Genomic DNA, 12,540 nt, shown 5'->3' on the forward strand with positions numbered 1-12,540 from the left:
TGACATTCAGTCTATTGACTAATGATCGATGACTATTGACCAGTAATTAATTTTTTATCCAGCAACGGGTAGATTCGATTGAGTTCGAGCAGGTTTAGGAGCCTGTCGAAGTTGGCGCAATATTTTTCTTTGGGGAGCTCTTTGAGAAGCTGTTTTTGCAAAAGCGTTTCGAGGTTGCGCGGGGTGAGGCTCATCCCGTGCATGGTGCGCTTGGTCTGTACGGTCAAATCGCTCGAACTTACTGCAACGAGACTGTCGGACTGGAGTTCGCCTTTGTCGCAGGCGGCTTTCACGAATGCGGTGAGGATCGCATGATCGGTAAGCGAAAGGATGTTCGGCGATGTGCTCTTGTAAATGGCGCGATGGCGGAGCGTCTCGTAGAGAATTTTGATCAGAGGCTTGTTCTCGACAGATACGGATTCCGATTGCAAACGGACGAGCTTGAAGTCCTGCAAAATGATTAATAGTTTATATGTGCCAAATGCGGAAAGCTTTGAAAATTGTGCAATTTCGTCTTGTAGTGCGACTAAACTAATATCTTTTGCGGGCACTCTCGAAAGCACGAACAACAGCGATGGAAAAGTTGTAATCAAGTCGCTCTTGCGCTTATTCTCTTGCGCGATGTGGTTGCGCTGCGTGAGGAACGCGAGGATAGACTTGAGCCAAATCGGTTGCTTGGCCATTGCGTCGTGCAAGGCGCTTTGCGGAATGACCTCAATTTCGCTGTCTTCTTCGGCGTGGACCGTGTATTCCATGGGTTCGCCCGCGATGAGGCTGAGTTCGCCGAACGTGGAACCGGGACCGAAATTCAGGACCTGAGTACCGTTTTGCTCGTCCTTGGAAGTTGCTGTAAGCGCACCGCTTTTGACGATGTAAAATGAATGGGTGAGGTCGCCTTGCAGGCAGAGATTTTCGCCTTCTCTCAAAATCATTTGACCGTCCCCTTGAGATTTGGCTCGTACTGCAATGATAATAAATAGTAATTTACTTTATCTATATTAAGCGCGAAAAGATGGTTCTCTTTTTCGTTGAACCATTCAAATTGCTGCATCTGGAGCCAGTCTGTAACGTTAACTTCAAGGTTGTGTTCCTTGAACAAGTTCATCCATGCGGAGCCGTCTATGGTCGTGTCAGGGTCGATTGTCGATAGCCAGACGAGACATCTCTTTTGCTGGAGCGTGAGCTTGAACGGGAGCCACGGAAGTTCAAGTTCTTGCGTCTTGAGGTAGTCCGCGAAAATTTCAAGAAGGCGCGGATCAGGGACGGTAAGCGTCAAGCCATTAGCTTGCGGGATGAGCATCTTGCGACGGATAAGCGTCTTTAGCGCTTCGTTTGCAGCGGGGAACGGCGTCTTGGTGAGCCACGAGAATTCTTGCAACAGCAACTGCTTTTGCAAAATTTCGTCTTTGCTGTAGAATTTGCAGAAAGAGGCGAGGCTTTCGAGCGGATTTTCCGTCTTTGCGGCGCGGATGGACTCGTTGATGCGGCGTGTTTTGGCCGAAATCGCCTTGATGGCAGCCAAAAGCCAGACGGGGAGCGATTTTAGCTCGGATTCCATGCACTCGTCATTGATGATGGTGATGGTGGAATCGGTGGTCGCCTGGAAAATATAGCGTACGGGTTCGCGTTCAAGCAGGGCGCCTACGCCCACGAGATTTCCGGGATGGATCTTGAAAACGACCTTGTTGTTCGCTTTAGGGTCGAGTGCGACAAGCTCACCTTCGTTCAAAAGGATGATTTTCTTGTCTTCGTCCTGAGGTGAGGATACAACAAAACCCGCCTTCACGCGGAGTTGCGTGGGCGGGATAAGTCTTGGTTGCGAATTCCCCGTAATCATCGGGAAATAACCGCCTTCGAAGTCCGGCTAATTAAGCCTGGCGTTCTTCGATACGTGCAGCCTTACCGCGGAGGTCGCGCATGTAGTAAATGCGAGCCTGGTGAACCTTACCGGAGCGTTCGACAACGATGGAGTCGATGCGCGGGGAGTTGACCGGGAAGATACGTTCGACAGCGACTGCACCGGACATCTTGCGGACCGTGATGGACTTGCCGATGCCAGAGTTCTTCTGCTGAATAACGACGCCCTTGAACGGCTGGATACGTTCCTTGGTACCTTCGATAACCTTGACGTTAACGGTAACGGTATCGCCAGCACGGAATTCCGGAAGGTCGGTCTTCAAATTTTCGTTTTGGATTGCTTCAATGTTCAGGGACATAATGTGTACCTCGTTATTATTTGTCGCCAAATGTAGTATTTATTTCAAGATTTTTAAAGATGTCGGGGCGTCTTTCTTGCGTTCTTTTTAACGATTCTTGACGTCTCCACTCTGAAATGTTCTTGTGATGACCGGAAAGTAGCACCTCAGGCACCTTTTTTCCTTCGAATTCTTCGGGGCGGGTGTAGACGGGCCAGCCCAAAACACCTTGCGCAAAAGAGTCCGTTTCACCGGATTCCTTGTGGCCCAGAGCTCCGTCCAGCAGTCGCACTACGGCGTCCGTGACGAGCATCGCCGGAAGTTCGCCTCCGCTCACGACGAAGTCCCCGATGGAAATTTCCATATCGACCTCGGTCTGGCGGATGCGGTCATCGATTCCCTTGTAGTGTCCGCAGACAAGAACAAGGTGGTTTTCTTGAGAGAGTTCTTTGGCAATCTTGTGTGTGAAGGGGACGCCATCTGCCGTGAGGTAGATGACTTTTCCGCCATCTTCCTTGACTCCCGTGCTGCGAATGGCCTTCGCAAGCGGTTCGGGACGGAGTACCATGCCCGGTTCGCCACCGTACGGAACATCGTCCACCTGCCCGTAGGCGTTGATGGCGAAGTCTCGCAGATAGACTGTATTGAACTCAAACAAGCCTTTTGCCTGTGCGCGGCCCATGATTGAACTTTTCATCGGCGCGAACATTTCGGGGAAGATGGTGATGCAGTCAATCTTCATCGTTCCTCCGGGCAAACGGATTTTAAATAGTCGCTATCACAAACAATGAACTTTTCTTCGTCGTTGATTTCCTTGACGCAATCGTCAATCCAAGGGGCGAGGATGGACTTGCTGCTGAATTCGGATTGCACGGCAAGGTCGAACTTGATGAGGAACGCATCGACCGTCATCAGTTCTTGCACTTCGATGACTTCACCGACGTCGCGACCGTCTTCGGTGTGGACGCGGAAACCTTCCAGGTCGTCAAGATAGTATTCGCCTTCGGGGAGCGGGAGACGTTCGGATTCGGGAATCATGACGTCGCCATTGACGAGCGGGGAGAGTGCTTCTGGAGTGTCGAAACCCTTGAATTTCAAGAGCCAGAGGTTGTTTGCCTGCTTGGCATCTTCGAGGGTGAGTTCCAAAATTTCGCCATTCCTCTTTTGAACGCGCACGTCTTTAAGGCTCTTGCAGCGAGTCAGGTCGTGGGTCAGGGGCATCGCTTTGATGTAGCCTTTGACGCCATGCGCACGCATGAGCTGGCAGACGGTGATGAATTCTTGAGAGTCCATATTAGACGAGAGAGGAGAGACGAAAGACGAGAGGTATTGTTTGTGCTTGGTTATTAGTTGTTAGTCATTGGTCATTAGTTGAAGTTTGACACCTGCGGTGCGTTTTATAACTAAAAGCTAATGACTGTTGACTGCTGACTAGCAAGAAAAAAAAGTCCCGTGCGTGCGGCACGAGACTCTTTATTAAAGGCGTAATTAAGCCTGTGCTTCTTCAGCGGCCGGAGCTTCAGCAGCAGCCTTGGCAGCCTTTTCGGCTTCGAGGCGAGCCTGAGCCTTCGGGCTCAACTTGCGCTGCTTGGACTTGATTTCGCGAGCGACCGGAGCCTTGCCTTCGATGGAGCGGTTGGCCTTGAGGTCGTGGAACAAGTCAGAAATGCCAGTCTTCTTGAGGAGAGACTTGACCGTGTCAGACGGCTGTGCACCGACGGAGAGCCACTTGAGGACCTTTTCCTGTTCGAAGCGGATTTCCGGCTGCTTGAGGTTCGGGTTGAAGAAACCGACCTGTTCGATAAAGCTATCGTCGCGAGCCTTACGGTTGTCGATGACGACGATGCGGTAGATCGGGTTGTGACGCTTGCCGAAGCGGGCGAGACGGATAACAGTTGCCATTTTATACCTCTTTATGGGGTTTTTCCCGAAATTTCGGGGTTTTAGTTCTTTTGATGCCAAATATAGCAAACTTGCTTTTGTGTGTAAAGGACGGCAATGAAAAAAAATCCGTCATTTTCTTATAAATTAATTTATTGAGCAGTGCGAAAATCTATAAAATTGCCGAAATTCATTCAAAAACGCCAAATTTTGTAATCTTTGAAGGGTTGCGTGTGATATGTTTTAAACATCTTACCCCATAGCAAAAATCCTTCCTTTTTCCCGTTTATTCCGAAAATAAAGAGTTATATTGTCGCTGTATAACGCTTTGTGGGGCTTTTCTATGGATATGCAATTGACTTTTGAAGATGTTGCATCTGCACTTTCGCTTGATTACGAGTGCGTGTTTTTTGTCGATAACGAGACGAATCAGTACGCCATGTTCGCATTCCGTGGCAAGCATACCAAGCTGGAGCTGACCGATACGCGAGATTTCTGGGCGGATACGAAGGTCAATATGGAAGCTGTCGTCTATCCCGAAGATAAACAGTCGTTCTCGGAGCATATTAATCGCGAAACGCTTTTGAAAGCGATCCAAAATGATAACGTTTTTGATTTTAAGTACCGTCTGTTGGTGGAGGGGGAGCCTGTCTGGTTTCAGATGAAGGCTGTCCTTGGACGATCGCAGGGGCGTGAGTATTTGATCATCGGTGTGAACAACATCGACGTGCAGGAACGCGAACGCTTGGAACTGGAGCAGAAGGCGTCCAAGAGCAAAATTTACGGACAAATTGTGATGGCTCTTGCCGAACGCTACGATGCTCTGTACATGGTGGATTTGGTGACGGACCATTTTGCCCAGTACAAGAGCGAACGATTGTTCTGCGAGTTGAGTATCACGGCTGAAGGCGACGACTTCTTCAATCAGCTGAAGAAAGATGCCATGCAGGTTATCTATAAAGACGATGTTCCGCTACTTACTGCGGCCTTGGAGCGCGAAACTTTCTTGCGGGAACTCGATGAGCATGGTGTGTTCTCGTTAACGTACCGACTGAATAGCCCGACGGGTCCGATGTACGTGAATTTGGTGGCGGTCTATGCAGACAAGAATCATGTTGTTATCAGCGTGAGCAATGTCGATGCCCAGGTGCGCCGCGAACAGAGAATCAGGGAAGAGGCGAGCGCCAATTACGAAAAGGCACTTCGCGATGACTTGACTGGAATCAGGAACAAGAACGCTTATGGTGAATTCGAAAAGGAATTGGATCAGCAAATCAAGTGCGGTAAGGATATCGAATTTGCTATTGCCCTCTGTGATGTAAACGGTCTCAAGACTGTAAACGACACGCATGGCCACAAGACGGGTGATATGTATATCAGGGAGGCCGCAAAGCTTATTTGCGAAACCTTCAAGCATAGCCCCGTATTCCGAGTGGGCGGTGATGAATTTGTGGTTGTTCTGCGAGGTTCCGATTTCAGTAACCGGGAAGAGCTATCACAGAAATTTTATGAAACCGTAAAGCGCAATGCCGAAGATGACAAGGTTGTTGTTGCTTGCGGCATTGCCGTTTACGATAAGGCTCACGACAAGAACACTGCTGCCATATTTGAACGCGCCGACGCCATGATGTACAGGAACAAGATGTCCCTCAAAGGCGGGCGCGATGAAATCATCAATACGATTATCAGAACTATCGGCGCGAGAATGAATATCTAGCGCCGAGCGTTCGATTATCTCTTCTTTTTCTTGTTCTTGTCTTTAGGCGGGGTGTAGTTCGAACCGATCGTACCGCCGTTGTTTTGGCGCTTGGCGAAATCGCCGACCTTCTTGAACATTTCCTTCATGCTTTCGTACTGCTTGAGGACTGCGTTCACGCGGGCGGCATCCGTGCCGGAACCCTTTGCGATACGGGCCTTGCGGCTACCGTCGATAATCTGCGGCTTCTTGCGTTCCTTCGGCGTCATGGAGCTGAGCACCGCTTCCACATAGACCAACTGCTTTTCGTCAATCTGGTCAAGCGGGAGTTTGTTGAGACCCGGGATGAGGCTCAAAATGTCCTTGATGCGGCCGAGCTTCTTGATCGTGCGGAGTTGCTTCAAGAAATCGTTCAAGTCGAACGTGTTATTGAGAATCTTTTTCTTGAGGTCCTTCGCGTCCTTTTCGTCGATGACCTGCTGTGCTTTTTCCACGAGGCTCACCACGTCGCCCATGCCGAGGATTCGGCTTGCCATGCGGTCCGGGTGGAAAAGGTCTATTTCGTTCAGCTTTTCGCCAACACCGATAAAGCATATAGGCACACCCGTCATCTTCTTGATGCTGAGGGCAGCACCGCCACGGGTATCGCCATCCATCTTCGAGAGGCAGACGCCCGTGAAGTTCAGACGGTTCCAGAACGTTTCGGCGACATTCACCGCTTCCTGACCGATCATGGCATCGGCGACGAACAAAATTTCGTCCGGATGCACGGCATCGCGAGCCTTTTCGAGTTCCTGCATCAACTCTTCGTCAATCTGCAAACGTCCTGCCGTATCGTAAATCACGAGGTCAAAACCGTTGTCCTTGGCGTACTGGTAACCATGCTTGATGATTTCGACCGGATTGCCCTGGCCTTCGTCATAAACCGGAACGCCGATGGACTTGCCGAGCACCTGCAACTGCTTGATAGCGGCCGGGCGGTAAACGTCAGCGGCGACGAGAAGCGGTTTACGCTTCTTCTTGCTGCGCATCCAGAGAGCGATCTTGCCTGCGAAAGTCGTCTTACCTGAACCCTGCAGACCCACCATCATGATGCCCACCGGAGATGGTGCGGAGAGGTTGATTTCCTTAGTTTCGCCACCCATGACGGCCACAAGCTCGTCATGGATAATCTTCACAATCTGCTGACCCGGGGTCACGGAATTGAGCACCTCGGCGCCCATGGACTTTTCCTTGACGGACTTGACGAAGTCGCGAGTCACGTTGAAGTTCACGTCGGCAGCGAGGAATGCACGACGCACCTCACGCAGCGATTCCGCCACATTTTCTTCGGTAAGTTTGCCCTGCCCACGCAGGTTCTTGAGAGTATTTTCTAGAGAATCAGTCAGCTGTGAAAACATAGTGGGTCAAAGATAGTAAAGTCGGAAGTAGGAAGTAGGCGGTAGGAAGAAAATGTGAGTGAAAAAGCTTGTAACTGAGTCATTCTGGAGCGGTCATCCTTGAAGACGTCATCCTGAACGCGAAGCGTGAAGGATCCAGTGATTTTTTATTGGAAAAGGGAGAAGCCTCTCCCTCGCTTCAGCCGGGGGCTTCCGCTACCCACTCTAGCGGGCTTCAGACGCCAGCCCGCAACGCCTGGCTTACCCCGCCCACCCACCCTAAAAATCCTTTAAAAATTTCTCATTTTTGAAGAAAAATTCACTCTTTTGTAAACTTTTTGTGCGTTTCGCTTTTTTTTAAGTTATCTTTTTTCTTGAAATAGAGTTTTTGCTCTTGTTCTCCAAACGAAATCTGCAAATTTCAATAGAACGAGGACAAGGCGAACGCTCACGCAGGCATGCCGTTTTAGCGGTATGTTTCAGTTTGCTGTACCGACTTTTAAGTCGGTCTTTGGTCGTATGGCCAAGGGCAACAGCCCTTTCGGGGCGTGGGTCGTTTGCGTTTATCGTTCTTAGGCTTTGCAGAGCCCCGTTTGGATAAATGCAACGATCTGCGCCTTTTTTGTATCCCAAAAGGCGACTTTGTTGAATAAAAAGGGGACACATAAAGGAGTCGCTTTATATGAAAAAAAATATCTTCTTTATTCTAATTTTATATATAGCTGCAACAAATTTATTTGCTACAGGATACAATTTTGATCTTATTAAGATACATAAAAGAGCTTTTGAAAAAGACCAAACAAATCCATTTGAACCAAAGTACTATGGGTCAATAGATGATCATTCGTTCAAAATAGACACTCTTTTTAATTCTCGAGGTGCCATCGATTCTGTTGTTGTGACATTTTCGAACGGAAACGATAAATGTAGATACACTTGGATTTATAATTTTTCAGGAAATTACTTAAGATACAAAGAATTAGTTATTTTGATTGAATATGGTGGTTACTCGCAAAATATGCCAAGGTTTGCAAAAACAACATTTTACAAATTTAATGATAGTGGATTCTTGAGAGATGATTGGCCGAATAAGGGCGATGTTTGGACTAGAAATTCTAACAAAGAACCTTGGTCGTTATCTGCGAATATAGATAAAGGCACGCGTTATGCAAAGGATAGTGTTGATAACAAAATCCTATCTGTCTGTCGTGGTTCAATACTCGACACTATTGCTGTGTCCTTTGGCTTTGAAAAAGGACTGTTTGAAATATTAAAAAAAAGAGACTTTAATTCATATTTAGAAAAGGATTCGATTCGCTATATTCGTGGTTTAAAGAAACAGATTTCTGAAAATAAATATGCTTCGATAGAAATGGATGATTGCAATGTTCGCATGATTAGTGTTTACGAAATTACTTCTGATGGGAAAAAACATTACATTCGAATCTATGAAAATCGTGGACGGGACAGCTATTTATGCGATTCCGTAGGCTGCTTTAATTTAAATTCAAATGGTGAAATTGTTGATGGAGCTAAAACTCGTGCAAGAAGAATTAAGTTTTATAATTCGCAGATTAGAGAATTTTGTGATCAAGATTACATAACTGGATTAGTAAAATATTCTGGCTTGCCAGATTCCTTGTTTTACAATAGTGATTCTGTTTACACATACAGAGCCAAAGGGAGTAGTCAACGCTATTTAACAAGATTGGTAAAAAATTTGGGAAATGGTGAATTTGCCGAAGTAATCTATAACGACATTTCTGATAATCGCTGTAGTCCTCAATTTGTTAATACTTTTGTATGGGAAAACGGGAAAAAAAGAATTTTAAAATCAAATGGCGTAGATATTTCGGCTCAAGAAGGTTTTTGGGGCGCCTCTTATTGCTATGGAATGAAATGTGTTGAAATAACAAATAAAAATCCATACGAACATGTCAAAAATGATACATCTATTCCAAAATCATTAAATCACAAATGTCCTTTTGAAAAAAAGATTTCTTCCTTTGAGAAAAAAATGCATGTTCAAAATGTTTTTTCAAAAAAATCAAAAAACAGAAAGACCTATGTAAATGATGATCAAAATGAAAATATAGAACATGTAATAAAGTCTTCTCAAAAAACAAAAGATGGTTATATACTACAATACACATATTCTTTTTTTGAAGATTGCAGCATATCTTTCGTAAGTATGGTGAAAAAAGATGCTAATACGGAGGAGCCTGTTGAAGATAAATCAGCCACATTAAGAAACGATGGTAATAATACGTTATATTATGTTTGTGATGAACAAGGAAAAAAATATGATGATAAATGTACTTGTTTTGATAAAAATGGAAAATTTAAGAAAAAAGCCCCAAATAGCTTGCTTTGCTTAGACAAAGAAGATGTTGATGCTATAAGAGGCGGACATTTATTTTATTAATTTTTTGGGGGGCTGCTCCCGTTTGTCGGGAGTTCTGTTTCCCTTAATCTTTATTTATTTTGTTTTTTTTGGAAGTAGTCCCATATTTCGTTAACCTCGTAGGGCTTATACAAACCTCTTTCATATCCTTCATTAAGTTCTTTTTTTATTTCATCAGAAGACAATTTTTCTTCTTCGAAATATTTAATTTGTTTATGGTAATGAGGCTGTTTATCATGCGATGATTGTGTATCGTATGTTTTGTTCTCTGCTTTTTTTGTGCTTTCAATAATCTGAATATTTTTGTCAATAAAGGCAATCATCAAAATGACTTCATTTTTAGTCCCCTCTATAGGGGTTTTGTTTGCAAAATCAGTTAGTTTCTTTTTTAATTCATCAAAAACATACTTTTTTACAACGTTCCAATCATTATAATCAGCTTGTAGCCATGAAACCTCACGGGTATCAACATATTGTAAAGCTGAAATTGCTGAAAGATATTTGTCTAAAAATTTTAAATAATTTTTGTCATCTTTTAAATGCCTTATGATTTTTAAATTATTGAATTTATTTAATATATGCAAATATACGCTTTTATTTGATATGTTACAGTAGTTGAGAATCCTTATAAAATCAGGAGAAATTTCAGCAATTTCTTCTTGCTGGAAATAAAAATCAATAAGTTTTATCCAATTTACTGGATTGCTCTCGTATATTTCAAAAGCTTGGAATGTGTCAAATAATTCAGGAATTAGAAATCGATAAATGGTACGATTATCTCTTTCCATGTCTTTCCCGTAATACATTTTTTTGTAAAGTTTTTTAAATTTAGATTTTTGCGATTGTGGTGAAACTCCTAAAACACTTTTGTCCATTTCTATTACAAATTTTTCGTAATTTGTATATTCTGATTTGCCGGCTGCATATAAATTTTTAATCATTCGATTGATCTTGTCGTTGTTTTCTCTTTCATCAACATTTTTGAAAAAATCGTCAATGTTTTTTTTACGATTCGTATTTTCCTTAATTTCCAAAGAATCTACAAGTGATTTAAAATTATAACCTAGCAAAATAAGAATTTTTAATGCTAGTTTGTTGTTTGAATTATTCCAAAGAATTTCTGATTTCTGTTCAATGTTTAAAAATGATTTTAATGAATACATTTTATTGTCGTACTCGAAAATTTCAGCTTCCAAAAAGTTGCTTGATAGATCAATCTTTTGATATATGGAGTAACAGAAATGTTTAATGTAATAGAATATTATTATAGACTGTTTGGATTTTTTTAAGGACTTAAAAGAGTCTTTCTTAATAGATGAATTGACTTCTTCTAAGAAAATTTGCATTTTTCTAATGGAAAAAGCGGGGATTTCAAGCTTGTCGAGAGTTTCAATTTGTATTCGTTTTGAAATTATGTCAGGAATAATTATTGTGTAAGAAAAAAAATTGAAAATGTCTTTTTCTAAATTTGAGTATTTTTCATTTTTACAAAAGAATTGAATGTTTTTTTCAAAGGAAATGGGGGCTAAAGATGTTGTATAGGGAATGTATTTTTCTAGATAAAGTTTGTTTGTTCCAAGAATTCTAAGCAATTGATTTTCTTCATATTGATATACAAATTTTACATAGTCGCAAGAAAGCATATCTACAATGGAAAAAATTTTGAATAGGATTTCTTTGCTTTCTATTCTATCAATATCTTCAAAAGATATTACAATCGGTTTTCCGATTTTTTGAATATCTTTTTTTATATATTCAAATGACCTTGTATATGAACTTGCTGATAAAAATACATCGCCAACATTATATAATGCGGGCTGAGATAATAGCCATTTTATTTTAGAAGATGTGATTGAAAAAATAGATTCGTTTTCTAATTGATAATTGATTTCGTTTAAAATGAATTTTTCAACGGAATCTATTGTTACTGAAAGGACTTTGATTGTGAGAAATATGTATTTGTCTTTAAGATCTTTTTCCAATCGTTTAAATAAGAAAGTTTTTCCATCTCCCCATTGTGCATTTATTCCAATAATATTGTGATTTATGAGCATTATTTTGATTCGTTCTAATTCGTATTTTCGTTCAGAAAAAAGTTTTTCTTTAGGGATTGTAAATTTGGCATGTTTGAAAAAATGTGATGAAATAAATAAACACAACATTATGAAGTTGAGTGAGGTGTATATAATGAAAATAAAATCAATAAAATCAAAGCAAATCCAAAAACCTTTTAGGAATTTTTCAAACAGAAATACTCCTAGATTTGTTAAAGCTATTAAACTAACAAAGCCTCCCCAGTAAATATTTCCTTTATAGAAATATTTTGTCAATAGAAATAAAATTAATGGAATGGAAATTCCTAGATATTGAACAAAGTTAATATTTAGAGAAAAAAATATGATAAAAGATAATGCTGTTGTGAGAAATATTGTGCATGCAATCTTTCTTAAAAGTTTTGATTTCTTCATAGTAATTCATTTTAGAGGATTGTTATTGTTTGCCAATAAGGGGTTGTTTATATGTCATTTTTAAATATATACATTATTTAAATGTCGCGTTAGGGATAGTGACCCCTTGGGGCAAAGACTTGCGGACTGTTCTTTTTTGAAGTTCATAGAAGCAAGGCTTCGTTTTAGGAGGTTGGTAACGAGCGTAGCGAAGGTGGCAACCCCTAAAATATAGTCTGACCCGCATGTATGCGGGGAACGCCCAAAAGAAAATTATGAATATAGCAGGCCGCGCGAACGACCAGCTTTTTCTATGGAATGCGCGGCCCCTTGCGCGCTCATTTTCGAAATAGTATATTCATGGTATAGATAGCACTTCGTCCTGCTGACAGCGTATTCGATTCGGGCAGGTTGTTTCACTATCTGCTTGACGCCGACCTCCCTTTGTTTTGCTTGGCAGGCGAAAAAATTTGAGGCAGCATACACCCTATGGGGAAACTGGCCCCCTGGCGATCAACGTAGAGCACCGTCTGTCATA

General features: G+C 42.6%; 10 protein-coding genes. 2 read left to right on the plus strand and 8 right to left on the minus strand.

The genetic code is table 11. The features are described from left to right. Positions 1 to 32: 32 nt before the first annotated feature. The 6 genes from B7990_RS01850 to rpsP all read right to left on the minus strand — a co-directional run bounded on the left by B7990_RS01850 (position 33) and on the right by rpsP (position 4,097). Complete coding sequence (locus tag B7990_RS01850; protein ID WP_088639353.1) at positions 33 to 932, minus strand: Crp/Fnr family transcriptional regulator; 900 nt, start codon at positions 930 to 932, stop codon at positions 33 to 35. Then, positions 929 to 1,837 (minus strand): Crp/Fnr family transcriptional regulator, encoded by a 909-nt coding sequence (locus B7990_RS01855; RefSeq protein WP_088639354.1) that lies wholly within the window; start codon positions 1,835 to 1,837, stop codon positions 929 to 931. The genes B7990_RS01850 and B7990_RS01855 overlap by 4 nt, the downstream gene beginning before the upstream one ends. A gap of 31 nt (positions 1,838 to 1,868) precedes the next feature. Further along, positions 1,869 to 2,216: a 50S ribosomal protein L19 gene (rplS, locus tag B7990_RS01860; protein ID WP_073424632.1), complete on the minus strand. Its 348-nt coding sequence runs from the start codon at positions 2,214 to 2,216 to the stop codon at positions 1,869 to 1,871. A 16-nt stretch (positions 2,217 to 2,232) separates the two neighbouring features. Continuing rightward, positions 2,233 to 2,937, minus strand: a complete 705-nt coding sequence (gene trmD / locus B7990_RS01865; RefSeq protein ID WP_014547027.1) for a tRNA (guanosine(37)-N1)-methyltransferase TrmD — start codon at positions 2,935 to 2,937, stop codon at positions 2,233 to 2,235. After that, on the minus strand, positions 2,934 to 3,488 hold the full coding sequence (gene rimM / locus B7990_RS01870) for a ribosome maturation factor RimM (protein WP_088639355.1): 555 nt from the start codon (positions 3,486 to 3,488) through the stop codon (positions 2,934 to 2,936). The genes trmD and rimM overlap by 4 nt, the downstream gene beginning before the upstream one ends. A 195-nt stretch (positions 3,489 to 3,683) precedes the next feature. Continuing rightward, positions 3,684 to 4,097: a 30S ribosomal protein S16 gene (gene rpsP / locus B7990_RS15170; protein ID WP_073424630.1), complete on the minus strand. Its 414-nt coding sequence runs from the start codon at positions 4,095 to 4,097 to the stop codon at positions 3,684 to 3,686. 322 nt (positions 4,098 to 4,419) lie between these two features. On the opposite strand from rpsP, the gene B7990_RS01880 reads away from it, so the two are divergent. Beyond that, positions 4,420 to 5,793: a GGDEF domain-containing protein gene (locus B7990_RS01880; RefSeq protein ID WP_088639356.1), complete on the plus strand. Its 1,374-nt coding sequence runs from the start codon at positions 4,420 to 4,422 to the stop codon at positions 5,791 to 5,793. Positions 5,794 to 5,807: 14 nt separating this feature from the next. On the opposite strand, the gene ffh is transcribed toward B7990_RS01880, so the two are convergent. Beyond that, positions 5,808 to 7,172, minus strand: a complete 1,365-nt coding sequence (gene ffh, locus B7990_RS01885; RefSeq protein WP_014547033.1) for a signal recognition particle protein — start codon at positions 7,170 to 7,172, stop codon at positions 5,808 to 5,810. 661 nt (positions 7,173 to 7,833) lie between these two features. Here ffh and B7990_RS01890 point away from each other — a divergent pair. Next, the gene (locus B7990_RS01890; RefSeq protein WP_088639357.1) at positions 7,834 to 9,576 is read left to right on the plus strand and encodes a hypothetical protein; all 1,743 of its coding nucleotides are present in this window, start codon (positions 7,834 to 7,836) and stop codon (positions 9,574 to 9,576) included. A 50-nt stretch (positions 9,577 to 9,626) separates the two neighbouring features. Here the strand turns inward: B7990_RS01890 and B7990_RS01895 are convergent, their stop codons facing one another. After that, positions 9,627 to 12,023, minus strand: a complete 2,397-nt coding sequence (locus B7990_RS01895) for a P-loop NTPase fold protein (protein WP_088639358.1) — start codon at positions 12,021 to 12,023, stop codon at positions 9,627 to 9,629. Positions 12,024 to 12,540 lie beyond the last annotated feature (517 nt).

The organism is Fibrobacter sp. UWB4, from assembly GCF_002210345.1.
GTDB lineage: Bacteria > Fibrobacterota > Fibrobacteria > Fibrobacterales > Fibrobacteraceae > Fibrobacter.